24 protein-coding genes are annotated in these 25,865 nt (G+C 50.4%); 9 read left to right on the plus strand and 15 right to left on the minus strand.

All coding sequences use genetic code 11. The annotated features are described in order from the left end of the window. Positions 1-107: 107 nt before the first annotated feature. A complete protein-coding gene (locus tag D328_RS0119280; protein ID WP_025681277.1) occupies positions 108-290 on the minus strand; it encodes an H-type small acid-soluble spore protein in 183 nt (60 codons plus the stop codon). A 79-nt stretch (positions 291-369) separates the two neighbouring features. Further along, on the minus strand, positions 370-660 hold the full coding sequence (locus tag D328_RS29420) for a hypothetical protein (RefSeq protein WP_018886677.1): 291 nt from the start codon (positions 658-660) through the stop codon (positions 370-372). Between the two features lie 343 nt (positions 661-1,003). Here D328_RS29420 and ku point away from each other — a divergent pair, with 343 nt between their 5' ends. Continuing rightward, on the plus strand, positions 1,004-1,915 hold the full coding sequence (gene ku / locus D328_RS0119290) for a non-homologous end joining protein Ku (protein ID WP_018886678.1): 912 nt from the start codon (positions 1,004-1,006) through the stop codon (positions 1,913-1,915). Positions 1,916-1,948: 33 nt separating this feature from the next. Further along, a complete protein-coding gene (gene ligD, locus D328_RS0119295; protein ID WP_018886679.1) occupies positions 1,949-2,836 on the plus strand; it encodes a non-homologous end-joining DNA ligase in 888 nt (295 codons plus the stop codon). A gap of 130 nt (positions 2,837-2,966) precedes the next feature. Here ligD and D328_RS0119300 read toward each other — a convergent pair whose 3' ends face one another. Both D328_RS0119300 and cls read right to left on the minus strand, forming a co-directional pair. Next, entirely contained in the window at positions 2,967-3,869 is a 903-nt protein-coding gene (locus D328_RS0119300; protein WP_081625315.1) for a YitT family protein, read from the minus strand. A 200-nt stretch (positions 3,870-4,069) separates the two neighbouring features. Continuing rightward, positions 4,070-5,500: a cardiolipin synthase gene (cls, locus tag D328_RS0119305; protein WP_018886681.1), complete on the minus strand. Its 1,431-nt coding sequence runs from the start codon at positions 5,498-5,500 to the stop codon at positions 4,070-4,072. Between the two features lie 133 nt (positions 5,501-5,633). Between cls and D328_RS0119310 the strand changes: the two genes are divergently transcribed. Together D328_RS0119310 and D328_RS29425 are read left to right on the plus strand one after the other, a co-directional pair. After that, positions 5,634-6,665: a M23 family metallopeptidase gene (locus tag D328_RS0119310; protein WP_026281274.1), complete on the plus strand. Its 1,032-nt coding sequence runs from the start codon at positions 5,634-5,636 to the stop codon at positions 6,663-6,665. Between the two features lie 71 nt (positions 6,666-6,736). Further along, on the plus strand, positions 6,737-7,165 hold the full coding sequence (locus D328_RS29425) for a bactofilin family protein (protein ID WP_018886683.1): 429 nt from the start codon (positions 6,737-6,739) through the stop codon (positions 7,163-7,165). Positions 7,166-7,299: 134 nt separating this feature from the next. Here the strand turns inward: D328_RS29425 and D328_RS0119320 are convergent, their stop codons facing one another. Together D328_RS0119320 and D328_RS0119325 are read right to left on the minus strand one after the other, a co-directional pair. Further along, positions 7,300-8,085: an ABC transporter permease gene (locus D328_RS0119320; protein ID WP_018886684.1), complete on the minus strand. Its 786-nt coding sequence runs from the start codon at positions 8,083-8,085 to the stop codon at positions 7,300-7,302. Continuing rightward, positions 8,078-8,986, minus strand: coding sequence for an ABC transporter ATP-binding protein (locus D328_RS0119325; protein ID WP_018886685.1), 909 nt, complete (start codon positions 8,984-8,986; stop codon positions 8,078-8,080). Before D328_RS0119325 ends, D328_RS0119320 begins: the two co-directional genes overlap by 8 nt. Before the next feature lie 445 nt (positions 8,987-9,431). Here D328_RS0119325 and D328_RS0119330 point away from each other — a divergent pair, with 445 nt between their 5' ends. After that, the gene (locus D328_RS0119330) at positions 9,432-9,803 is read left to right on the plus strand and encodes a helix-turn-helix domain-containing protein (protein ID WP_018886686.1); all 372 of its coding nucleotides are present in this window, start codon (positions 9,432-9,434) and stop codon (positions 9,801-9,803) included. 85 nt (positions 9,804-9,888) lie between these two features. Here D328_RS0119330 and D328_RS31080 read toward each other — a convergent pair whose 3' ends face one another. Beyond that, complete coding sequence (locus tag D328_RS31080) at positions 9,889-10,056, minus strand: hypothetical protein (RefSeq protein ID WP_018886687.1); 168 nt, start codon at positions 10,054-10,056, stop codon at positions 9,889-9,891. 392 nt (positions 10,057-10,448) lie between these two features. Here D328_RS31080 and D328_RS0119340 point away from each other — a divergent pair, with 392 nt between their 5' ends. Genes D328_RS0119340 through D328_RS0119355 form a run of 4 tightly spaced genes read left to right on the plus strand, consistent with a single transcriptional unit; the run spans position 10,449 to position 13,961 of the window. After that, entirely contained in the window at positions 10,449-10,967 is a 519-nt protein-coding gene (locus D328_RS0119340) for a sigma-70 family RNA polymerase sigma factor (protein WP_018886688.1), read from the plus strand. Between the two features lie 26 nt (positions 10,968-10,993). Then, positions 10,994-12,106, plus strand: a complete 1,113-nt coding sequence (locus tag D328_RS0119345) for a hypothetical protein (RefSeq protein WP_018886689.1) — start codon at positions 10,994-10,996, stop codon at positions 12,104-12,106. Next, the gene (locus tag D328_RS0119350; protein WP_018886690.1) at positions 12,103-13,086 is read left to right on the plus strand and encodes an ABC transporter ATP-binding protein; all 984 of its coding nucleotides are present in this window, start codon (positions 12,103-12,105) and stop codon (positions 13,084-13,086) included. Before D328_RS0119345 ends, D328_RS0119350 begins: the two co-directional genes overlap by 4 nt. Continuing rightward, entirely contained in the window at positions 13,083-13,961 is an 879-nt protein-coding gene (locus D328_RS0119355) for an ABC transporter permease subunit (RefSeq protein ID WP_018886691.1), read from the plus strand. Before D328_RS0119350 ends, D328_RS0119355 begins: the two co-directional genes overlap by 4 nt. A 161-nt stretch (positions 13,962-14,122) precedes the next feature. Here the strand turns inward: D328_RS0119355 and D328_RS0119360 are convergent, their stop codons facing one another. The 8 genes from D328_RS0119360 to D328_RS0119395 form a co-directional block, all read right to left on the minus strand. Beyond that, complete coding sequence (locus D328_RS0119360; protein WP_033413294.1) at positions 14,123-16,777, minus strand: discoidin domain-containing protein; 2,655 nt, start codon at positions 16,775-16,777, stop codon at positions 14,123-14,125. 48 nt (positions 16,778-16,825) lie between these two features. Continuing rightward, the gene (locus D328_RS0119365; protein ID WP_018886693.1) at positions 16,826-18,436 is read right to left on the minus strand and encodes a glycosyl hydrolase; all 1,611 of its coding nucleotides are present in this window, start codon (positions 18,434-18,436) and stop codon (positions 16,826-16,828) included. A 283-nt stretch (positions 18,437-18,719) separates the two neighbouring features. Beyond that, on the minus strand, positions 18,720-20,096 hold the full coding sequence (locus D328_RS0119370) for a sugar phosphate nucleotidyltransferase (protein ID WP_018886694.1): 1,377 nt from the start codon (positions 20,094-20,096) through the stop codon (positions 18,720-18,722). A 97-nt stretch (positions 20,097-20,193) separates the two neighbouring features. Next, positions 20,194-21,534, minus strand: coding sequence for a UDP-glucose dehydrogenase family protein (locus tag D328_RS0119375; protein ID WP_018886695.1), 1,341 nt, complete (start codon positions 21,532-21,534; stop codon positions 20,194-20,196). A 4-nt stretch (positions 21,535-21,538) separates the two neighbouring features. Then, entirely contained in the window at positions 21,539-22,639 is a 1,101-nt protein-coding gene (locus D328_RS0119380) for a glycosyltransferase (protein ID WP_018886696.1), read from the minus strand. Between the two features lie 30 nt (positions 22,640-22,669). After that, positions 22,670-23,812 (minus strand): glycosyltransferase family 4 protein, encoded by a 1,143-nt coding sequence (locus D328_RS0119385; protein ID WP_018886697.1) that lies wholly within the window; start codon positions 23,810-23,812, stop codon positions 22,670-22,672. Next, positions 23,806-25,020 carry a glycosyltransferase family 4 protein gene (locus D328_RS0119390; protein ID WP_018886698.1) on the minus strand — a complete coding sequence of 405 codons (1,215 nt, stop codon included), beginning with the start codon at positions 25,018-25,020 and terminating at the stop codon, positions 23,806-23,808. Before D328_RS0119390 ends, D328_RS0119385 begins: the two co-directional genes overlap by 7 nt. Beyond that, positions 25,007-25,846 carry a glycosyltransferase family 2 protein gene (locus D328_RS0119395; protein WP_018886699.1) on the minus strand — a complete coding sequence of 280 codons (840 nt, stop codon included), beginning with the start codon at positions 25,844-25,846 and terminating at the stop codon, positions 25,007-25,009. Before D328_RS0119395 ends, D328_RS0119390 begins: the two co-directional genes overlap by 14 nt. Positions 25,847-25,865: the final 19 nt, after the last annotated feature.

The raw sequence follows: 25,865 nt of genomic DNA on the forward strand, positions 1-25,865 counted from the left end.
TATTCACCTAGGTCGATTGCACGCTCATTCCTATGAATTTACGCAAAAAAAGGATGCCCGCATAACAATCGTTGCAGCATCCTGACATTGCTCCTTTTCATTCAACCTTAACTTTCTTCCTCCAGACGATCCACCCGTACTGTCATCGTATTCGTGGGCCTGCTTCCAACTTGAACCGTCGCCATACCATTCTCCGCATCCACATGCTCGATCCAGACCGGCTCTCCCTCCAGCTTGACCGAAATCATCTCCTTGGAGTTGTAAATATCTACTGCACGCTTCACATCCATCATACGGCTTACAGCTCCTTTCTGAGTTTATCCTATCGCCCTTTTAGCCTTTTTTAGCCTCTCACAGCCTTTTGCCAGCTTAATGCTCCGACGCTTCTGGTTCATTGCGTACCGCTATCGAATCCTGCATGGCTTCCAATTCATCCTCCGCCATCTGGTTTACATCCAGTGCGGGATATTCATTCATACCTGAGTCCTTGGCGGTCAGTGCCTCCCAGTTCACATGCTGTGCAGCAATGGGATATGGGGGTACAGATTCATGTGACAGCATGAACTCTGGCGGCAATGCATCACGCTCTCCGGCTGCCGGAAAACGAATCACCAACGCTTGACTACCCAGCTTGTGTCTGACCTTGGCGGGTCTCTTCATGCTGTTCATCCCTCCACGTAAGTAGTTCGTTTGTTACTATGTACAGAACATCCATCAGACATGCGTTCATACAAAATCATTCATGAAGCATACTACAGGTAAGCGAGATGGACGCATATTCTCCATGCACAAGCCACTGCTATAACCGGGATATCAACCTAAGGTTGAAGCGGCGTTTTCAACAATAGCGCCTGTTAATAATAAACATCATACGTCCAGCTTAAGTTCATATGATCGCCAAGATGCATCCACACAAATGAAGCAAGTAGAATATTTGAAATGAAATACGATGCAAAATGCTAATAGGATCTCACACAAATCAAAGAGGAAGGATGGTGCACTCATGCATACCGTCTGGAAAGGAGCCATTAGCTTCGGATTGGTTCACGTCCCTGTCAAGATGTTTTCCGCAACGGAGAATAAGGACATTTCCATGCGCTACATTCACAAGGAATGCGGCAGTCCGCTCAGTTATGTTCGTAAATGTCCCGTATGTGACAAAGAGGTGGAATGGGAGGAGATTGGCAAGGGCTACGAGTACGAGAAGAGCAGATTCGTCATGTTTGATAAGGACGAGCTGGAGCAGCTCACGGAGCAGGGCAACAAGAATATCACGATTCTGGATTTCGTGAATCTGGAGGATATCGACCCGATCTACTTTCAAAAAACTTATTATCTGTCCCCTGATCAGACTGGAGATAATGCCTATTCCTTACTGCTGAACGCGATGCGAGATACCGGGAAAATCGGGATCGCCCAAATCTCCATTCGCTCCAAAAGCAGTCTGGCAGCCATTCGTGTATACAACAACTGTCTGGCGATCGAGACCATCTTCTACCCGGATGAGATAAGACCCGTCAGCCAGGTCCCCAATCTGCCCGAGCAGCCGCAGGTTAACGAGAAGGAACTAACGATGGCCAAAATGCTTATTGAGCAGCTTTCGAGCGAATTCGACCCTGCCAAATATACGGATGCCTATCGTGACAAGGTGCTTGAGCTCATTTCTCACAAAATCGCGGGTGAGGAGATTAAGGTAGCTCCATCCAAGCCAGAGACGAATGTCGTTGATCTCATGGCAGCACTGCAAGCCAGTATCGAATCCATCAAGCCGATCGCTACAGATCCTGGTCCGGCTCCTGCGAAGCCACGCAAGCCGCGCAAGCCAGCCGCCTCACGGCAAGCTGCTGGTGGCGAAGCCAGTGATGCCGCTGCGGCTCCCAAGCGTAAAAGCACAACAAAACGGACCAAGACCTAGTCAACATATCCGACCAGCAAAGGAGGTGCAGGATTGGCACGTACAGCACAGGGAACGATCACCATCATGGGCTGCGAGATTCCCATTACGAACCCAGACAAGCCCTTGTGGCCGGAGGCAGGCATTACCAAGGCCATTTATTTGGAAAAGCTCGCCCTACTCGCACCTTATCTGCTGAAATATTGCCGTAATCGTCTCTTAACCGTCATTCGCTGGCCGCATGGCATTCATGGCAAATTTTTTTATCAGAAAAACGCGCCTGTCTCCAGACCCGAGTATATATCAACGTACCGTGATGGTGATATTGAGTATATCGTGCTGAACGAGCTGCCCCAGCTATTATGGCTTGGCAATCAGGCTGCTCTCGAATTTCATCCCTCCTTGCATGACGTAGGCAGTATACTACCTCGCGAATGGATTATTGATCTGGACCCGACGCTTGAGATCGAGCCTAGAATCATGGAGGCCGCCAGCCTTGTCGATGATGTGCTTCGTTCGCTAGGCATTGCATCCGTTGCCAAGACCTCGGGGGCTACAGGTGTTCAGATCATCGTGCCGATCCATCAGGGGATTACCTTCGACGAATTGCGCAGTGTAGGGCATCTGGTCGGTCGTTACGTAACGGAGAAGCATCCGAAGCTGTTCACGATTGAGCGATTAAAAAAAGAGCGCGGTACCTGCATCTACTTTGATTATTTGCAGCATTACGCTGGCAAGACGATCGCAGCCCCCTACACACCGCGGGCTCGCGCCGGAGCTACGGTATCCACACCGCTCACATGGGCAGAGGTAAGACAGAATGTCTCTCCACTGGATTATCATCTGCTTAACATTGAGGAACGGCTGGGAAAGCTGGGCGACCTTCTGGATTCCCTTCCTCCACAGCCGCTGGAACCGATTATCCGTCAGCTCAAGAAATAGTAAACTTATTTACGACAAAAAAGCCCGACAGGTCACTTACCTGCCGGGCATTTCTGCTACACGATCTGCTATACATTCAGCCCTTAACCAACAGCCAACCATTCAATCATTCATGCCGGCTTCAGCTTCGCTAATGGATTCCCTTTTTCTTGAAGCGTCCACCCTTCACATCGTGAATATTGCCGATCGCCACGAACGCATGCGAATCCCAATCCTCCACAATACTCTTCAGCTTCGCTTCCTCCAGTCGAGTGATTACGACAAAGATAACCTTCCTGCTGTCACCCGAAAAACCGCCTTCTCCATCCAGATACGTCACACCACGTCCCAGTCGATCGGTAAGTGCATCGCCGATATCACGATATTTCTCACTAATAATCCATACCGATTTGGATTGGTCAAGACCCTCAATGGTAATGTCAATCATCTTCATCGCAATATAGTACGCGATCATGGAGTAGAGGGCATTCGGCCATCCGAACACAAAGCCTGCACTTCCGAGTATGAAGACGTTGACGAACAGCACGACCTCGCCTACGGAAAATGGTGACTTCTCACTGACGAGAATCGCCACAATCTCCGTTCCATCCAGGGATCCGCCAGAGCGAATGACCAGACCGACACCTACACCGAGAATGACACCACCGAAGATTGCACCAAGCAAGGGCTCACCCGGTGTTAAGGCAGATACGTCATGCAGCAGGTACGTACCACCTGACATCAATACGACACCAAGCAGCGTACATAACGCAAATGTCTTGCCAATCTGCTTGTAGCCGAGGATCAGAAAAGGAAGATTCAGCATCACGAGGAACACGCCGAGGGGAATTCCGAAAATTTCAGACAGCATGATGGAAATACCAGTAATACCGCCGTCTATTACTCCATTTGGTACGAGGAAAATCTCAAGGGCCACCGCCATCAAAGCTGCTCCGAGTACGATAAAGATACCCTTCTGCAGCAGCCGCTTCGTCTGCACCTTCCGGCTAACCGGAAGCTTCTGTAGATTCGTTGCTATCTCATCTGGAGTCATGCTGCTCATTCTACTCCCCCCATTTTTCTCAGCTTACAATTACAAGAAAAGGGACCGCTCCATGCAGCCCCCTCCTCCCGTCGTTGTTTCTCATATATATACTATATCATAACAGGAGATTTTTAGGCAAAAAAGTTAGAAAAAAGCAGTATACTCTCCAATGAGCAGGATTATCTATGCTAAACGGGCTCAAATCGACTTTAAAGAAGGGGAGATAACATGCGTGCTAGCACTTCTGCTGTCTTCTGAATGCGATGGCGTTCCTTGAATCGTTCAGACTCTATAGCTATTGAATGCTCCAGATCCCGCCTGAAGTCCTGCTCCAGGCGCTGAATGAATGCTTGAGAGAAGACCAGGGTGGTGAGCTCAAAATTATAAAACAAGCTCCGCATATCCATATTCGCCGTCCCTACAGATCCGAACAGATCATCGACAATCAGAATCTTGGCATGCATGAAGCCTTTGCGATATTGATAAAATCGGACACCAGCATTCAGCAGCTCAGCTACATAGGACAACGAGGCAAGCTTCACCAGTATGGAATCGGACTCATACGGAATGATGATTCGTACATCCACCCCACTGACAGCCGCTGTCTTGAGCGCCTCATAAATGCTCGGGTCCGGAATAAAATACGGTGTTGTTAGCCACACTCTGCGTCTGGCTACTGCGATAGCTCCGAAGCACAGCTCTTGAATCGCATTCCATGCCAAATCCGGCCCGCTGGCTACAATCTGGACCTGATCCTCCCCTTCGCACTCATGTGGCGGAAAGAGACGGGGATCATCAATACGCTCACCCGAGGCAAGCTTCCAGTCACTGAGGAAGGTGTTCTGCAAAAAATAGACCGCATCGCCCTCGATGCGTGTGTGCGTGTCCCGCCAATCCCCCATTTTCGGATATTGGCCCAGATAGTCATCACCTACATTCAGACCACCGACAAAGCCAACTCTACCGTCTACAATCAGAATTTTGCGATGATTACGATAATTGATTCGTTTATCAAGTGTGGCTAGCAATGGCGGCAGAAAGTAATGAAATTCTATTCCAGCCTGCTTGCAGGTCTGGACAAAGGAGGATGGGAGGTGATAGCTGCCCAGCCCGTCCACAACAAAGCGGACCTTGACGCCCTCCTTGGCCTTGCGGATCAGCAGCTTCTGAAAGGTCGATCCAATCGTATCGGCGCGAAAAATATAGAATTCGATATGAATATGATCCTGTGCCTGTTCGATCGCCGCAAGCATTGAAGCAAAGGTCTCCTCCCCGTCCGTGAGCACCGTTGCCCTGTTACAGCCTGTAATCGGGCTTTCCGTGAGTCGGGACAGCATGTTGAACAAGCGTTCATAGTGGATGAACTCCGGGTTGGACATATGCTGGATGTCATGGATTACCTTGGTCTGACGCCACAGAGCTTCCTTAATCTGCTGGAACAATCTGGACCCCTGATTGCGAAGTACTTTTCGTTTCTTGTAATCCTGAGCTACAAAATAGTACACAACGAAGCCAATCAGCGGAAAACAAAACAGAATAAAGAGCCAGGCGACCGCCTTAGCTGGCTGTCGAAACTCAAGAATGAGGATGGTTGCGGTCTGAAAAATAAATATGAGCAGCACAATCGTCAGCCACAGCATAAGGCACCTCCTTGTACATTATTGTCATGATTAATAGGATTGCTGAATAAATAGTAAGCAAACAGGCATATAGCCGGCACCTCACTCACGCACTTCACCATGCCAGGCGGAATCTGCCGGAAAGGAGCTGTTTATGAGAAAACAAGATTGGAACCGGAGGATGACTCTACTTGTGCTCTCTGACGCACAGCGGTCCCCCCGGCAGTTTCATATATCCAGGCCTATCGTAATCCTAGTACCTACGCTGGCTATTTTGTCCATATCGACTATGATTATTACCCTCCAGATCCGCTCCTCACAGACGATATCTCGTCTGGAGACCACATTGGCTGCCCAGAGCATGCAGATGGAAATGACCGTGACGAATAAGGATGAAGCCATCCAGCGGCTACAGCAGGAAATTCTGCTCTTGTCCAATCAGGCAGAGAACGTCAAGGAACGCATGGAGCGAATACGTGAGCTGGAGGAGCAATTGGAGCAATTTATCCAGAAGCATGACATCTCATCAAGCAAGACCTCAGCGTCTTCCTTTACTCCATTGGCTTGGGATGCCAACGGGAACAAGGGCGGCCAATGGATCGCGGTGCATGACAAACAGTTGAGCACACTCGGCAAGGAGACTACAGAGGATTTCGAGGAAATCACGGCCATGCTGGATAGCATGGAGTCCTCGATACCTCGTGTCCTGAAGAAGGCCGAGTCCGTCCAGACTTCGCTGGAGCAACGCCAGCGGCAAGCTCGTCTGAAGGCACGACAACTGGAGCTGGCTGAGAATGGCAAGCCAAATGCCTGGCCTACAGCCGCTCGGCGAATTACCTCCAGCTTTGGCTATCGAACAGACCCCTTCAATGGACGTGCCGCCTATCATGCTGGTATCGACATTGCAGGGAACACAGGTGACCCCATCTATGCGGCAGGTGCAGGGAAGGTCATTGCCTCTGCTCAGGACGGCAGTCGCGGCAAATATATTATGATTGAGCATCCAAATGGCCTACAGACCTGGTATATGCATCTGCACGCCTTATCTGTCTCGGTAGGCGAGCAAGTCAGCAAGGGCGAGCTGATCGGTAAGCTCGGTAGTACTGGACGCAGTACAGGCCCACATCTACATTTTCAGGTGGTTAAACAAAATATCCCCATCGATCCCCTGCTGTATGTGCGTTAATATGTAAATTTTATGAGCCGACACCCTATTCCAGTTGTGAGAAGGTATCATATTCCGAAGGAGAGATGTACATGTTCAAGCCTGGCTTAGGGAAGCGACAAGCAGCCCCTGTTGAGGCAGTCCTGTCCTATGGCACGACCTTTACAGGTACGCTTCATTGTCACGTCCCCGTACGAATTGAAGGCGTTGTCCACGGTAGCATTGCCAGCACCGATCTCATCATTATTAGCGAGTCTGCCATTGTCACTGCGGACGTCACTGCCCGAGAAATCGTTATTGCAGGCAAGCTGATCGGAGAGATACATGCGGAGCAGCGCTTGACACTGGCCTCCACAGCCGAAATTCATGGCAATATCACCGCCAATTCGCTTATTGTGTTCGAAGGAGCCATTCTCGATGGAGCTACCAAAATGGAACATTCCGTTAGTACTACTGCTGAAGAGACGAATGCTTCAGAAACGGAGGCCTCCTCTGCCCACTCACGTGCTGAGGCTGGCTAGACTGACCCTATACTCCCTATTATCTGCACCGTAGTCATTATATAAACCACAAGCCCTTTGCCAGAACCGTGCAATACGGAAGGGCAAAGGGCTTGTTAATATGCTACTATTTCTAATTCTAATGATGCCTCACCTCAGGACGAGACGTCACGCTTGATGAAGACGAGCCAGCTTACGGCCAAGAACACAATGTAATAAGCAGCCAGCACGGTAATGGAGAAGCCAAGTGTCGTGCCCATACTTGAGACTGGACTGTCGATATACACAGTCAGATCCAGATGGGATACGAGTAAATATTTCACCCATTCTGCTCTTCCTTGCAGGAGTAACAGAAACATTCCTACAAAGTTCTGTAAGAATAGAATGCCCAGTGACAAACCGATCGCAAGGGCACCCGACCGAAATACGGAGGACACCATGAACGCAAAGGTCAGAATGATGAACAGCGTCACATATTTAGTCAGAATCATGGCAAATGCATACTGTGCAGGACTTAATTGCGAGCCTTCACCTATTGGGAAGATCGACTCGGGTGACAATGCCAACGCAGACGTAAGTATACTCCCTGCAACCAGCAGTGCTGTGCCGAACAGGCTGAACAGAATGACTGCTATATACTTGGATATCAGAATTTTCGTTCGGCTCCATGGACGAATCAGCAATAGCTTGATCGTACCCCAACTGAATTCCCCTGCAACAATATCTGCACTAACAATGACCGTGAAGATCGTGAGCAGGAAGAAGCATACCAACATTGTCAGCATGGCACCATCCCATACGCTAATCTGGTCACTTGCTAATGACACCAGTAAAGGCACTGTCAGTGCGATGAGCAGCAAGATCCCCAGCATCACCCATGTACGCACTCTGATATAGATCTTTATATTCTCGTTATGAACAAGCTTTAAGAAGTTAGACAATTCCTACACCTCCTGTTAGCTCTAAGAATTGATCCTCAAGCGTCTGCGACAATGGACGGATGGAATACACTTTGATGCCTGCCTCAATTAAGCGTTGATTCAGTTCAGCTGTCTGCTCCCGATCCAGTGGCACGACCAGCGTCTGCCCTTGAATTCTCCCGTTCGTTACTAATGTAAGCGCATGGGCAGGATCGCTGACTTCAAAAGCAACTTCTGTAGCTGCAAGGAGTGCGCCATCTGACTTCAGTTTCCTCACATCCACCAAACGTCCATTTTGGATGATGGCAACCGTATCGCACATAAGCTCCATCTCACTAAGCAAGTGACTGGAGACAAATATCGTGGTGCCCTCTTCCCTGCTCAGATGCTGCAGATAATCTCTTAGCTCACGAATTCCTTGCGGGTCCATTCCATTCGTCGGCTCATCCAGAATGAGCAGCTTGGGGCGATGCAGCAAGGCTTGAGCAACACCCAGACGCTGTCTCATCCCGAGGGAATAGGACTTTACCCTGTCATGTATTCGTTGTTCAAGGCCGACAAGACGTACCGTCTCCTCTATGCGTTCCTTTGTAATCCCAGGCAGCATGCGAGCGAAGTGCTGTAGATTCTGATATCCCGTCATGAAGCGATACAGCTCGGGATTCTCAACGATGGCCCCGACTTGAGCAATCGCCTGCTCAAAGTCCGTCTTCATACTATGGCCGCAGATGGAGATGTCCCCCTCACTGATCGAGATCAACCCGACCATCATGCGAATGGTTGTCGTTTTCCCTGCTCCATTGGGCCCGAGAAAACCGAACACCTGCCCAGGCATCACATCTAGAGTTAGCTTATCCACCAGTCTTTTGCTACCTTTGATTTTGCTGACCCCTTGAAGGCGAACAATTGGCTCCAGACTCATCCGATGAACTCCTTTCTCGCAGCATTCGCTGCCCACCTCAAAAAATAATTATATGAAATTCAGTCTATCACATCCTGCCAGCAAGCAATAACAACGAGTTAACATGACTAGAACATAAGGACGCCTTTACATACCATATATTGGCGTAAAAATACTATTCATAACCATACTTTATATAGTAAAATATTATATATATTATGATGTATGATCATATTTTGAGCTCGCGTAACGTCTGATTCAGACACACCATTTGCATAAATATGTGTGAATGTTTACATTCATGTAGCTCTAATCTGATCTTACACAAATGGAGTCACCTCAATGAATAAATCTCCATGACGGCTCCATGGGCATACCTTCTTCGCGATGTGTCCATAAGCTCGAGATTGATTAACAATACTACTCCTAGGTATACACACACAATTGCAATCAGGAGGAGATTTAGATGAACTACGGTACACGCATAGCAGAGCTTCGGGAAGAACTGGGACTTAAGCAGGAAGAGCTCGCCCATACTCTTGGCATTACCCGTGCGGCACTCTCCCATTATGAAAAAAACCGGCGTAAGCCGGATTTTGAAATGCTTATGAAGCTGGCGAATCTGTTCGGCGTATCCATAGACTACATCATTGGACGGACTACCCATAAGAATACAACGCTGCCATCGGAAATGCAGCAATTCATCGATCAGTTAGAGTTATCGGATAAGGATATTCTAAATCGCTTCAACCTGACCATTGACGGTCGTAGCCTAAGCGAAGATGAAGCCCGTAGATTTATTGCCTTTGTACGCATGGAGCGCATGATGGAGCGCTAGATTCATCCACAATTGAATGACATGCCAAAATAACGAACCCGTATCTTCCCCTAGGGACTGCGAGTTCGTTTTTGGGCTGTTCTGCTCAGTCCTCCACCGGATGTAAGGACTTCAGCCACTCTGGCTGCTTGATCCCACATTGCCGAAGAATGTCCAGGATATCCAGCTGAACTGCCTCTACAGCTTGTCTACCCTGCACCCATAGCTCCTCTGCTGCCAGTTCCCGATTATAGATCCGGAACTCTTCACCCATGTAACTCCCCTCTTTTCTCAGGTAATCTCCCGCTGCATATCTCTATCATATTCAATGTGAACAGCAAATACTGTCGTCTGCTGGATGCGAAATTGGTCTATTTATGATGAAATTTGACGAATGTAGGCAAAGTTATTACCAGCACCTTAGCCAAACCTGATTTCAGGTTCAATGATGTGGGGGAGCGTAGTCGTGAGCGGAGAGCGGGCTCTACACTCACATTTGATCTGATCAAGGTGCTAGAATTAGCTATGCTATATTCTGTTATGTAGAGTAGATATATACCAATCTAAGGATACAGACGAATCCGAGAAAATTTTTCTGTTCATGCTACAAAAACGTAAAAAGGTTCGTCTTCCTAATAGCTGCAGCTGAAAGGAGGCAATTACACCATGAGTATTCCGGAATCCTCAGCATTCCGTAACATATTTTTTGAACATTATCCAACCGTACGTAGAAAATTAGCCGCGCTGGTGCGCGATGATGCCGCTGCTGACGATCTGGCACAGGAGGTCTTCCTGAGACTATACCGGAACCCACCAGACAATCCTGCCACCCTGGGGGCATGGCTGCACCGGGTGCTTACAAGAATCGGATACGATTATTTGGAGAAAAAAGCTAGAGAGAGAAGACTCCAGGATAAGCAGGAGCTGATGTATGAAGGTGAGGCTACCCCGGAATCTGGCGAAGAAGTCCTAATGAGACAGCTAGATCAGGAAGAGGTCCAGACATGGCTGAGCAGCCTACCTGAGCGTGATCGACAGGCACTACTGCTTCGCTACTCAGGCTATAGCTATGCAGAGATTGCGGAGGAGCTTAAGGTCAGACGGCCTCTCATTGGAAGCCTGCTGCAAAGGGCAACACGCAAGCTGGAGACGACAGCCAGCAAAGCTATGGCCCAACAAGACTAACCTAGCTATGAAAGGGTGAACAAGATATGACGAACAAGCGACAGGATTCAGGAATAGATACAAGCACACACGATGCATGGAACAAACTACAGAAAAAACTGGCGAGCGAGCCCGTAAACGCTAAATGGGAAACTTGGGAAGCGAGTAAGCAGGAGCTACGTCTGCCAGCTACTCACCCGCAGTCTTCGGCAGCAGTTGCTGCTGTGTCTACAACGCATACCTCAACAGCACAAATGAAAGAGAGCGCTCCGCTTTCTGTTAACACTCGCCGCAGACGGGGTGGACGACGCTGGAAATGGACCAGTGCTGCTGTGGCTGCCGTGATCATTGGGACAGTTCTTGTCACACCAATGGGCAATAATGCACTTGCTGCCCTTCTGAATCAATTCAAGGTGCAGGAAATTGCTACCGTCGACGGGGAAAGCATCGAGAATATGCTGAATCAACTTGTGCCGGGCGAATCGGCCAGCAGGGAGAATGTTTTTGGACAATTCAGTACAGAAAGTGGAAGCATTGAGGGACAATTTACGCGTGAGGAAGCCATATCCCGTCTAGGGGTGCCGCTGCTTCCTGCCAACCTCTTAGGTACCGAAGAGGAAGTCTACGTTACTCCCTCACACAAGATTATGATGAAGCTAAATGTGAATGAGCTGAATCATGCTATGCAGCGCGTAGGAGCGACCAAGCTGCTACCAGAGTCCATGGACGGCAAAGAAGTGGAATTGAATATTCATGAAGGCATCATGTATGACATGGGCACTAGCGATCAGAATTGGGCATCATTGAGACAAATGCAGTCACCTGAATTCCTGATTGATCCATCCGTGGATGTGACAGAAGCCGTGGAGGCCGTTCTTCAGCTTCCTATTCTTCCTTCCGATCTGAAGGAACAGCTGCAGCAGAGCGGCATTTTGACAGGCTCCATCCCCATGCCATATGTAGTTGATCAAGCATCCGACATACAAGAGACGATGATTGCCGGAACGAAGGTGCTCATTGAACAGCGCCAATACAACCAGCTAACAGACCACATCGCAGTCTGGGTGAAGGACGGGCAGCTGTTCCACTTTCAGGGCGGGAGCGCCTACGAAGAAGAGGCTGAATTCATGAACAAGCTTAAGGAGCTGGTCGAGGCATGAGTGAACTGGCCATCGAAGCGAAGGCACTAACCAAGGAATACAGCAATGGACGTGGCTGCCGCAATGTCACGATCTCTGTAGGGAAAGGGGAAGCCTTTGGCTTCCTCGGTCCTAATGGTGCCGGGAAGAGCACATTTGTGAAAATGCTCGTCGGTCTCATCCACCCGACTGCAGGAGAAGCGACCCTGCTGGGTGCGCCTATCGGTACTATTGAAGCGAAGCGGCAGATCGGATACTTGCCCGAGCTATACAGGTATCAGGAGTGGCTTACTGGTGAAGAGGTCGTCCGTCTGCACGGCCAATTATGCGGCTTGGACAAAAGCGTAATCAGCCAGCGAGTTCCTGAGCTACTACGTAAGGTAGGTGTCGGTCAACGTGGCAAGGACCGCGTTAAGCATTATTCCAAAGGCATGCAGCAGCGACTGGGTCTGGCCTGCGCACTGGTGAATGATCCGGCTGTCCTTTTTCTTGACGAGCCCTCCTCGGCTATGGACCCTGTCGGACGGATGCATGTGCGCGGTCTGCTTGAGGAATTGAAGCAGCAAGGGAAGACGATTTTCTTAAATTCACATCTGCTGGAGGATGTGGAGGTATTGTGTGACAGGATGGCACTCTTGAACAACGGACAGGTGCTTCGTCATGGACGGGTAGATGAGGTGCTCCAAAAGCGAGTCTGCTGGCGTTTTAAAGTCGGTGGATTTTCGCCTTTTTTGCTATCATGGCTCATAGATACAACAGGATTCAGCTTTCGTTTACATAATGACGAACAGAATCAGGGCGAAGCTGCCTATGGTTCGAGTGCAGAGGATATCGTCTGGCTTGAAGCAGAGCTGGAGAACGAAGAACAGGTTGGATGGGTCAACTCACTGCTAATCGGACAAGGGCTGACGCTGTACGAGGTCACCAAGGTCCGGGAACGGCTTGAAGAATGGTTCATGGAGGCTGTAGCTGGTTTGAACCATAGGGGGGAACAGGAATGAAGATTATTTGGACCATGACCTGGAAGGAGCTCCTTCGCAAACGGGTCCTGCTGCTAACGATCATACTGACAGCCTTGTTCCTGCTGGGTTTCTGGTTCATCGCCAGTGCCATTGGTGGAGAAGCTCCCACAACTATCACGGATAGTGTGAACAGTGAAGCTATGATTCAGCAATTCATGTTAGGCATGTTAATATTGATGTTCGGTTTTCTCTTTGCTGGCTTTGTGCTCGCCTTTTTGTCGATCTTCAGCTCATTTTCTGCGATTGCAGGTGAGGCGGAGCAAGGCATCATGCAGGCCATGCTGCCGCGACCGATCCCGAGATGGAAATGGTATACAGGCCGCTGGCTCGGCTATGTCTCATTTGGTCTGGTATATGCCTTAATATTGTATAGCCTAATTCTATGGATTACCGATGTACATGCCTCCATTCCACGTGACCCAATGGTGTTGGCACAGGCGTTTCTGCTCTTTGCTTCGGTTGTTCCTTTACTCGTAACTGTATCCATGTTCGGGTCTGGCTATCTGTCTTCGATTGCGAATGGCGTGGTCATGACGATGCTCTATGGAGCGGGGTGGCTCGGCGGAATGATTGGCAAAATCATCGGCTCTGTGGGACTTGAGCCAGGCCCCCTCCAGACGCTCAGCAACATTACAGGCATCCTGTCACTGATTATGCCGGCTGATGGACTGCACAGGAAAATGCAGGCTGTGTTGTTCAGCTATGAAGACATTCAGGGAATTGTCCCAGTAAGAATGGACGGTCCCTTCGGTATTGGCGATGTTCCCTCGACAATGTTTGTGGTGTATGCCGCCGTATACACGGCAGTGCTTTTTGCAATCGGAATGCGCCGATTCATCCGTAAAGACTTATAAGCTTGAGGCCATCATCGACATCAAGCTACAAATGATATTTTGGGCGAATATAACAAACCAAGGCTTACCGGAGGGGACATGACTCCAGTAAGCCTTGGTTTGTATCTGCCTTCCTAGTAGAGGTCGTACCTGCCAGCCTACAGATGAAAGCTCCATGAAGCTTATGATCCATATAGCTGAAGCTCATGAATCGACCAATAATTTGAAGCTGTACCAGTAAGGGTGATCTTGATGTAACGAGCACGGGATGAAGCGAAGTTAATCTCCTCCTGTGCTCCTGATCCTTTCCCAGAAGCTACTTTGGTCCATTGCTTGCCGTCCGCAGACACCTGAACATCATAGGCACGCGGATAATCTCCCTCCGAAGCGGTGGTATCCAGCAATAAACGGCTAATGACTTGCGTCGCTCCCAAATCCACCTGATAAAAGACTCCCGAGCGCTGAGCGCTACCCGTGTCCCACCTGGTACGCCCATTACCATCAATAGCCAATCTAGCATTGCCACTGTTCACACTGGCACTGGTCTTCCAATTGCTCCTGTCCAACTGCGCCAGACCCGTGAAGGTCACCTCAGCCTTCTCAGATATCTGGTTAGATCCAGTCGGACGGATTTTATACATGTAGGTGGTACCAGCTGCAGCGGTACGATCGGCATAAGAGCCTCCCTCTACCTCCGCAGCGATAACACGGTAGTCCCCTTCCTTACTGCTGGCACGTAGTACGTCGTAAGCTTGCACCCCTTCGCTCTGCATCCAGCTCACCTGGATCTGATCTGACTTGGCTGCACTAGCTTGGACCCAATCCGGGGCCACAGCTGTACTCGCGGTTGTCGCATTTACCTTTTCCAGAATGTACTGTACAGACTCGCCCGGCCCTAATGTTTCTTCGAACTCCAGCGTCGGTGAAGCCTTAAGACCGCTCACATTCCGATGTGCCGCTGTATAAGTCGCACCTGAACCGATTCGCTCTCCACGATACTCTCCCTGCTGAGGCATCGTTACGCGAACCTTGATCTGCTGTGTAGTCGGTTCAAAATTCACCAAATTCAACAGCTGCTTGTTGGATTTAGCGCCACTGCCAGCAATGGGAGCAAGCGACGAGGTATCTACAGCACGCACATACACCAGTTTGTCCGCCGTATCGGAGGTGTTCAATACGGTGTAGGTCAAGGGCTTGCCATGGGTTGCATAAGCAAGGCTTAGTCTACGCATAATGTCGACTCTCGAATCCTGGCCATTGCTGAACGGATAGACCTCCGTCGCTGCCGGATTATGATCTTGCAGATCAAAGCCCGTCTTGAACAGCGAGAAGTCCTGATAAAAGGCCGCATGCTGTACGAACATATCGGCGAATCCAATCTGCGAACGCATAATTCGGTCAAATGCCGCAGCATTCGGCTGACTCGCGCCATATGCCGGATCATCCACATGCGTACCTGACGTACCGAATTCCGTATTCAGCATAGGCTTGCTAAGACCATTGTTGGCACCGCCAAAGGTACGCAGGTTCTCTACGAAGCTGCCACCTACAGCATCCACATAGGATGCACCATAGGCATGACCATTTGTCAGATCCGTAACCTTCTCCAGCTCAAGTCGCTGCTGCGGGTCGGCTTCCCATCCATCAGGTGTACCACAAGCCTTCGCACCGCCGTCCTGATTCTTGCAGGCTTTGACAGAATAAGCTGGCCAGTACGCCCAGCCTGGTGCGACGGTCTTCAGATGAGGAGCTATCTTCTTGCCCTCCGTATTCAGCCATTTGGCTACTGCCAGATTTACGGCTTTGGAGCGGTTGAAGAGTCCCGGCTCATTATCGACCTCAAAATATTGCACGTAAGGTCCATATTTCTGTAAATAGGAGGTAAGCTTCTGCTTCGCCGTGTCTGGCAGACTACCGTCGGCTTTTAGCTTGATATCACCTGTATACAAATATAAGGCTACCGCTTGCATATTGTACTGCTTAAGGGTCTTGTAATAATCATCCACATCCGAGCAGGCATTGCCCACATTACTGGCGCACGTCACCCTCATAATATTTCCACTATACGCAACCCCAAGCCATTTCATCACCGTAGGCAGATGACGTACAGCTCCCTGATCGTAGTAGAACTCCTGATTGTTGACATTGGTACCTGTACGGATATAACGTCCATGAATTGGCTCCTGCGCCGGGGAAGAGAGTGCCTGAAGATTCAGATCATCCCAGGTCCACCACAGATTCGGGTCCTCAGAGCTCGTGCAGTAGAGGCATCGTACTGCCTCCAGACGTAGCTCATTGTTGCCTTTCTTTAGCTGCTCTTTGGGAATATACAATTGATAGTTCTCTTTGAACGAGTGTGTACTTCCCGTACCCGATACTCCAGCAATCTGGATAATGCCCGCCAATTGTCGGTTGGAGAACACGGCCATTTGAGGAACTGCCTTGCCCGCATCCAGAATACGCACATTAAATAGCACCCCGTTAGGAGGAACCTGATCCAGCTCATACTGAAGGACCAGTTCGGGATTAATCGACGCATTCAGTCCAGTAGGAATGGCCCCATCTAGCTTGAGTGTACCCGAAGACACCTGAGCAGAGCTGCTTCCTGTCTGGTTAGCCGAGGTCACACGAACGGCCGCGGGCTGGTTGTCTGCCTTTCCCTTGAACTCCTCCGCAGAGTTGTCACGAGTCCCCAGCTTCCAGATCGTGGTTGCCGCATTCACGGATTCTGGCTCGGTCGTCTGGCTGTCCCCATTCAGCTGCAGGGATACCAGCACGATCAGACCCAGTAGCCCCATGCATAATAAGGCATATTTGTTCGCCAACCTTTTTTTCATATCCTCGTCCACACTTTCTCCACTGGTTTAATGGCCGGGAAAGAGCGTTCAATTCAATGGCAGAAACAAAGCATTAGAAGGTATAACTGCTTTGGCTTCTTGCTGACTTTCCCACATGAGACGTGCCATGGCATCGCCTTCTTGATCATAATATTCAACCTTGAGGTCGTAGAGCTCGCCTCCGTTCAAAGCGATGCTACCTTTACGTTCTGTCCAGCTCTGCTTGAACCAGCTATCAATAATAAGTTGATCATTTACCCATACCCGGATTCCATCATCCGATATCGTCGTAAACGTGTACACATCTGTAAATCGTGGGCTTACTCTCCCTGTCCAGCGGGCAGAAAACCGGTCTGCTTGTACAGCAGGATCAGGAGAAGCCGTACGCCAATTGTAATCCAGCTTGGCCTCCAATCGACGAAGCACAGGATCACCGCTCAGTGTCATGTTGTTAAAATACTCTCCATATAAGCCATTGACTAACTCTGGTTCTGGCTCTGGCTGAGGCTCTGGTGCAGGAGAAGGTGGGGAAGCGATGGGCTCCTCTGGTAGACTCGGATTCCCTTCAGAAGTGCCTGGATCTTGTGGGGGCAGTGTCGGCGTAGGCGCTTCATTATTCCCCTCCATATCCTCCTGAAGCTCGTCACGGGTTAACGTACGCTCATGCTCCATATAATGCACAATATCCTGCTCTGTGTTGTTCTCCAGCAGCATCTTGCCCCAAGTCATAGAGTAGGTCCATCTCGGCTGGGATTCCAGCACCCGTGCGCTTGGCATCTCCCCATGCTCTCCAATGGCAATAGGCTTGTTGCCTGCCAATGCAAGCAGCTCCTCATAGTAACGCTGTTTATAATCGTTATCATAGATATCAGCGGCAAGAACATCTACCTTGGCCAGACCAGGAAAGGTGGTCGCATACGGGTCAGACCACGTATTCGGAGCATTCGGGTTCCAAACCCATATTAGATTATCGAGCTTGTGCACACGGACAAAACGGTCATACATCAAATCCCATAGCTCATCAAAATTATTCTTCTTCCCCCACCAGAACCAACTACCATTCATCTCATGATAGGGCCGCCACAAGATGGGAACCCCCTCGTCACTAAGCTTCTTCAACGAGACAGCAACCTGATCCAGATCTGCAATCAGCTTGCTATATTCCTGGGTCCCAGGCGTAACATAGCGATCGAATTGACTCTGGCTAAGCTTCGCTTGTACGTTAGCCCAGGTCATGGGCTTGCCAGGCAACGGTTGATGATAGGTCATTGCCACAATTCCACCAGCTTGGTGCCATCGAATGGCGCTCTCCACCACCTTGCTGCGCTGCGCTTCGGCTTGACTGGCCGTCTGACCGGAGATCGCTCCCAGCTCATAGCCGTGCAGTCCGGCATATTCGCCGCTGATTTTCTTCAGTCGGTTGTTCAACTCGTCGGGTGTCTCCAGGTAATCATGCTGACCTGTTATCATCTTCTGACCATTAATGGATTGTAGATAACTGTATAATTCACGTGCCTCTGCTGAAGCGGCGGGGTTAATCGGAGCTAGAGCAGCATGAGCCGGAGCGGCCCACTGCGTTACCCCAACCGTCAATAGAGCACCTACGAGAACTGTGGGCAGGAGTCTCTTGATCCATCGATCCAAAGGATGAGCTTTCACGAATAATCTTCCTTTCGCTAGCCTGGCTGCCGTCTCTTCGTGTATGCAGTAGCCTCAGGCTAAGGAGCTGCTATGCAGCTCACTTGAATTTGGAAGGTTTTTCAATTCCTTCTCATCCTTTGTATCGACTTTTTCCTGCCAATTTTTTATAGATGTTTGTCATGTATTACAGTTATCTTGCGTATTTCGGCATTAATTTTCAGAAACAGACAATAATTCGACAATGTTTTCTTTTGTGATTCGAGTACTGTTTATGAGATGAACTGCTTTTGAAACAAACTGCTTATGAAATGAACTGCTGCAAAGAAATTTCATTCCAATCCATGCAGAAGCGCACAATATCCTCCTCAACCAGCTCAGAACCTGTCTGTACCTCGATAATCTCCACATCGGTTACAGCCAGAATACTGTGCTTCGTCCCCTCAGGAATACGTACCACGTCACCAGCCTTCACACGATGCAGGCGTTCATTCAGGATGACCTCGGCTTCGCCGCTGATGACCGTCCAGATCTCACTGCGCTTCAGATGCAGCTGATAGCTGATATTCTTGCCGGCCTCGACGAAGATGCGCTTCGTGAGGACCTCGTTGCCTTCTGGGTACTTGATATAGTCCACGACCCGGTAATGGCCCCAACGCCGCTCCTCGTACATCGGACGTTGCTCATGAGCCTTCAGCACCTCCTTGATGCGCGGGCTCTCGGCTTTGTTCGTTACAAGAATTCCGTCTGGACTGGCAGCTACGATCAGATCGCTCGCGCCGATCACAGTTACGGGAATATCCAGCTCATTAATCAGGCTCGTATTGACTGAATCCTCGGTTATCACACCCCTGCCTACCTGCTGCTGGGTCATTTCCTCCGTCAGTGTATTCCAGGTACCGAGGTCCTTCCAGAACCCGTCGTATGGCAGCACGGCAATCTTCTGCTCCTTCTCCACGACCTCATAGTCAAAGCTGATCTTTGCGAGCAGCTTATACTGCTTTTGCAGCTCCTCATAATTCAGCGGAAGCCCTTTGTCCTCCAAAATATTGAGCAGATATCCCAGACGGAAGGCGAAGACGCCACAGTTCCACAAGGCTTGCTGTTCGATGAGCTGCTCCGCTTGCTCCCGGTTCGGCTTCTCTTGAAAGTGACTAACCGCAAGACTGCCGCTCTCGCCGGCTTCCGTATCCGTCTTGGGGATAATGTAGCCATATTTCTCGGAAGGGTAGGTTGGAATGACACCCATGAGGGCCAGGTTAGCTCCCGTCTCCGTCAACGTATCCTCTAGTCGAGCCACTGTATGGAAGAAGCTCTCCTCCACGTACGGGTCTACTGGAAGAATCGAGATGACCGTATCTGTTGAGACGCCTGCAATAGAGTACAGATAGGTGGCTGTCAGAGCAATCGCCGGGAATGTATCCCGACGTTCGGGCTCAACAATAATCTTGACCTCTTCCCCGATCTGACTTTGGATCATCTCTACCTGTCCCCGTCCTGTCGCAATATAGGACGAGCCGCATAAGCCGATGTCGCCCAGTTGTCGCCACACACGCTGCACCATAGATTCAGCGCTACCATTCGGATTCTGCAGCACTTTTAGGAACTGCTTGGAACGCGAATCATTGGATAGGGGCCATAATCTTTTGCCGGAACCACCAGACAGAAGTACTAATTTCATTGCACAACACTCCTTCTCCGATAATTGGGATTCTCTCTATTTCGCAGCCTAGCTGTTCCAACTGTTACGCTTATTGCTTATTGTATGTCTCGTCCTCCTATAATGCTCCTGCCACACTTGGAGACAGGCCGCTCAAGCCGCCCATGCGGGGTCTACCCACCGAATAATATTCCAGCCCGGATTCGGCAATCTGATACTCGCTGAATACATTGCGGCCGTCGATCAGAATTGGCTTGCGCAGCAACGCTCCCAGTCCGTGGAGATCAACCTGCTTGTAGGCTTCCCAGTCGGTCAGCAGACAGACCGCGTCACTCCCCGTAGCTGCCTCCTCAGGTGTGTTGCACCAGTGAATGCTGGGATGGTCCATCTCCGCCTTGAATTTATCCATGGCAATCGGATCATGCACCTTCACAATCGCTCCTTCTTGAATCAACGTGCCTATAATCTCCAATGCCGGAGATTCACGGATGTCATCCGTGTTGGGCTTGAAGGACAGCCCCCAGATTCCTACAGGCACACCATGTAACTGCCCGAGGGATTCGCGCAGCTTGGCAATGATCATATAACGCTGGTCGCTGTTCACCTCGACTACAGATTTCAATAGCTTGAACTCATAATCCACATTGCCCGCAATCTGAATCAATGCATTGGTATCCTTTGGAAAGCAAGAGCCTCCGTAGCCAATCCCTGCCTGCAAAAAGGAGGAGCCGATGCGCTTATCCATCCCCATGCCTTCCGCGACGTTGGTGACGTCAGCGCCTACTTTCTCACAGATGTTCGCAATTTCATTAATGAAGGAAATTTTGGTCGCCAGGAAGGCATTAGACGCATACTTGATCATTTCTGCACTGCGAACGTCCGTTACATAGATGTTGCTCGTGAACACCTCATGCAGCTTGACCATGGTCTCATGCAGCGCTGGATTATCAATCCCGATAATGATGCGGTCAGGCTGAAGCGTATCACTGATTGCTGAGCCTTCGCGCAGGAATTCCGGAGCCGAGACGATATCGAAGGCATGCTCCGTGTGACGGGCAATGACCTCCCGAATCTTCTCATTCGTGCCGACAGGTACGGTGCTCTTGGTCATCACGATCTTATGTGAATTCATGGCCTGACCTACAGCCGCAGCCGCCTGTTCAATATAGTGCAGATTCGCCTCGCCATTCGGTAGCGAAGGGGTACCTACCGCAATAATGACGATATCGGAGCGCCTTACAGCCCCCTCCAGATCCGTCGTGAACTCCAGGCGCTGCTCAGCAAGATTCTGCTCGATCAGTTCCTCAATGCCAGGCTCATAGATTGGAGATTCCGCGCGCTTCAGCTTCTCGATCTTGCTCTCATCATAGTCGACGCAGATCACCTCATTGCCTCTCAGCGCAAAGCACACCCCCGAGACAAGACCCACATAACCCGTTCCAATGACAGCCAGCTTCATAACCTCATCCTCCTTTTAGAAAGTTCACATAGGCCTGCTCTACGTACTTCTTGAATTGCTCCTTGAACGTGCTTTCATCGAACTTTTGCGCATGCTTCATAATGCCATCAATATTCCAGTCGTGACTTTCTATAGCCTGCACCGCCTCCAGGACATCCTCCACCTCATGCTTGCGGAAGAATACGCCATTTACATAAGGCTGAATCGTATCCAGCGCACCGCCTCCCTGAAACGCAATGACAGGTCTGCCAGCCGCGTTCGCCTCAAGTGGCGTAATACCGAAATCCTCAATCCCTGGAAAAATCAGTGCCCTGCATTCTGCCATCAGCTTCGTAACGTGGGCATCCTCCAATCTGCCAAGGAATTCAATATTCGGCTTCGCCATGCTCTCCAGACGTTTGCGGTCCGGCCCTTCACCAACAATGCAGAGCTTCATTCCGTTGCGGTTAAAGGCCTCAATCGCCAGATCAATCCGCTTGTAGGAGTTGAGTCTGGAGACAATCAAATAGTAGTCCCCAATACGTGTCGAGCTCTTGAAGCGCGAAGTATTGATCGGGGGAAAGATTACATCTGCATCCCGCTGATAATAAGAACGGATTCGATGCTTGACGACAGACGAATTCGCGACGTATTGGTCCACATGCACCGAAGTCTTCTGGTCCCAAGTCTTGAGACGGTTCATATACAGCCTGAGCATGCTCTTGAACAGATTGGATCGGGATTGCCCGGACATGTATGTATCGTAATCCCAGGCGAACCGCATAGGAGTATGACAGTAGCAAATGTGAAAGGTATGCTTGGGTACTTGAATGCTCTTCATGAATGCGCTGCTTGAGCTTAATACAATGTCAAAGTCTCGGAAGTCAAAATCCCGGATGGCAATGGGATACAGCGGCAGCACGCTCTTGAAATTGGACTTCACTCCCGGAATGTTCTGCAGCCAGGAGGCCCTGATATCTGCATCCTTCAAGTTATGGGACAAGCGGCTGTCACTGAACACCGTCGTGTAGATGGGAGCCTCCGGGTACATGCTGTGAAATACCTCCACCACTCGCTCGGCTCCGCCCATCTGGATCAAATAATCATGTGCTATCGCTATTTTCATCAATACCATCCTTTTAAACACGAGAGTCTGTTATATACCTGCCAGCAAGCCTTTGTAATAATGAACGATATCTTTGACGGTATTCTCGATTACAAAATGCCGCTTCACACGCTCCATCCCCTTCCGGCCCATCTCCTGCCGTTCCTCCGGATGCTCCAGCATCCAGCGAATAGCCTCCTCCAGCTTGGCGGGGTCCCCCGGCTGGATTAGCAGCCCTGTCTCTCCATGCATGACTGTCTCTGTCGGCCCTCCTTCATTGGATGCTATGACTGGCAGTCCGGCCGCCATCCCTTCCACGATGACCTGCCCGAAGGGCTCAGGTGTAACGGAGGTATGCACTAGCAGATCACAGCGCTGCATCAGGCCCTGAATGTCATCCACGTGGCCTAGCAGTTGAACCTGCTTCAAGCCATAACGGTCAATCGTCTGCTCCAGCTCACGCTTATACTCCTGCTCACCGAACAGGGCATCTCCAGCCAGCCAGAATTTCACGCGTGCATCCTCTGCGAACGCTCTGGCCGCTTCCAGCAGTACGTGTTGCCCCTTCCAGTGCGCCAGGCGACCAACCAACACGATGTTGAACTCATTCTTGGTTGCGATCGCGCCCTGTCGTTCCGTAATCGCCTTGGCGAAGGCGGAGTAGACGACCAATGTCTTCTTGTCAGGCGGCAGCTCCAGTGCACTCAGGGTTGATTTGGAATTGGCGATGACCCCATTTGGTAGGAACCGCGACAGCAGACGAATGGCCTTGGCTACCACAGGCTTCAAATACGGCGGACCGATATGATCCCGAATATGCCAGATCAAGGGTACCTTGGCTTTCTTCGCTGCAACAGCTCCATAGAGAGCAGACTTGAGGGAGTTGGTGTGAACACAGTCAACCTGCTCATCCTTGAGTAGTGGTGCCAGCTTGTTGCCATAGGCCAGCAGCTTTAGAGCTGCCGCAGGTGCACCCAGGTTCACGGTGTTGCGCCCGCGATTGCGTACAGATTCGTCCATCGGCACAATACGAACATCAATCTGTCGCTCCCGTAGACGATCGGCCAAGTCCCCTTCCTCCGCAAGTATCACGAGTGGATTAATGTCCTTGCCAATGTGAGTCAAAATGTTATACAACGCTACCTCGCCGCCGCTCCAGCGAGCGGTATGATCAATGTAAGCTACTCTTAGCATCCTGCCGCCGCCTTTCTGTCTACAACTTGCCGAAATACATCCTCGATCTGCTCGGCTACTCGCTCCCAGGTGTAATGCTGTAGCACATGTGCCCTGCATATCTCGGCATCCGGCCACGTCTCACGCTGCTCAAGGCTTCTCAGTAGTCCATCCTGGATCTCTCTACTATCCGTTCCCGCGAATAGCAGCTCGGGCCGGAAGCGGCTCAGAATCTCCCGATTGCCACCGACCGGAGTCGCCATGACCGGCAATCCCGAGGCCATCGCTTCTACCGTAATCAGGCCAAAGCCCTCCAGCGCCTGCGTCGGCACCACGAACAGATCAGAGGCCTGATGGTACAAGGGCAGCTCCTCATCGGAGATGTAACCAAGCAGCCTTACCTGCTCCTGCAGCCCATATTCCACGATTCGTGCTTCTAGCTCTGCCTGAAGATGACCTCGCCCGCCAATCAGGAGAATATGATTTGGATGGCGCTCTGCAACAGTCCTCCAGGCTTCAAGTAGCTGCACAAGACCCATCCGATTGACGAGTCTGCGCACGGTCAGAACAACTGTTGCCTCCTGTGGAAGCTGAAGTCGCTTCCGCACTTCAGCCTTGTCATCAGCTGGATGGAAGCGAGAAATATCCGCTCCTCCCGGGATAATCTGAATCTTGTGCAAAGGGACCTTGTATTGCTGATGAAGGATATCCCTGAAGGTCTCACTGAGGACGATGAATCGGTCGGCGAGTCCATAGGCCTTCATCTCAATGGAGCGAGCCATGGTGGTCTTAAGTAGATGCTTGAAGCCCTGGCCCTCCAGCTTGATCTCCTCGGTCCAGGGACCATGGAACGTCATGACGACGGGAATACCTCTCTTTCGCGCCTCAGCCGCCGGCCCTACACTGTAAGGAGCAAAGTGGGAATACAGTACGTCGACAGGCTGTCTGTCGAACAGCTCTGCTGCATATTTCTGCATCTGCTCTCTCCGCTTCCATAGAGACTGCCCATTGCTTCCAATCGAATGGACCTTCATTCGTGGGGGGACCTCTGGCTGTTGCTCATTACAGATCAAGGCATCAAGGGAATGACTCAGCGACAGCTGCTCACATACGGATTTAAAATACGTATTCAGCCCGCCTGCCTGTAGCGAAGGCCAGCTAAGTCCAGTCGCTACAATATTCAGTTCGCTGTTACTCAATCGCTCACTAAATCGGTTATTGAACGACATAACTGGTCTCTCCCTTCTTCTCCGCCGGCTCCTCATTCTTGAGTGTGACCTGCTTGCTGCGCTTGGTCAGCTCATAGTGCTTGAAGCAGACCAGAAATTCGTACATGACCCAGAACACCGCTACAGCGAACCCTGCAATGCCTTTCCGGTAAAAACCTTGTACGAAATACTTCTGACAAAAGCGTGCTGGTGGTCTGAGCAGCAGATTCATGATCTTGAAGCTCTTGCCCTTGCTGAAGGCTGTCTCCGCCTCCAGATCGGTATATTTATTGAATCGCATGACATGATCACTGATGCTTCGAAATCCGTAATGCCACAGCACACCGTTCAGCCGAATGGTCTGCTCCTCTGCCACATCCGGCATTTCGTGCACAAGACTGTTGGTAATACCATAGATCCGGCGGTTGAATAGCCGCACCAGATATTCGCCTTTGTTCATCCACTTTCCGAGAAAATCCCCGATCCGGTACATGGAGTAGGCCTTGGCCGGATCATGCAAGGTTGCTTTCTTCTCCACCAGATCCAGGGCCAGCTCCTGATTCACAACCTCATCGGTATCGATCAGAAAGATCCAATCGTACTGGGCCCGCTCAATCCCAAAGGTACGCTGCTTGGCATAACCCGGCCACGGATTGATGAATACCCTGCAGCCCAGGGCTTCGGAGACCTGAGCGGTATTATCCTTGCTGCCTCCATCGATCACGACTACCTCGTCCGCGAAGGATGCACAGGACTGGATCGCCTTGGCAATCCGGACTTCGTCATCCTGCGCGATAATGACGACGGATATCCTGTTATCTACAGGTACGCTCGACATATGGTTCATTACAGGGGGCCTCCTTTTG

The sequence above is a fragment of the Paenibacillus massiliensis 2301065 = DSM 16942 genome (assembly GCF_000377505.1).
GTDB lineage: Bacteria > Bacillota > Bacilli > Paenibacillales > Paenibacillaceae > Paenibacillus > Paenibacillus massiliensis.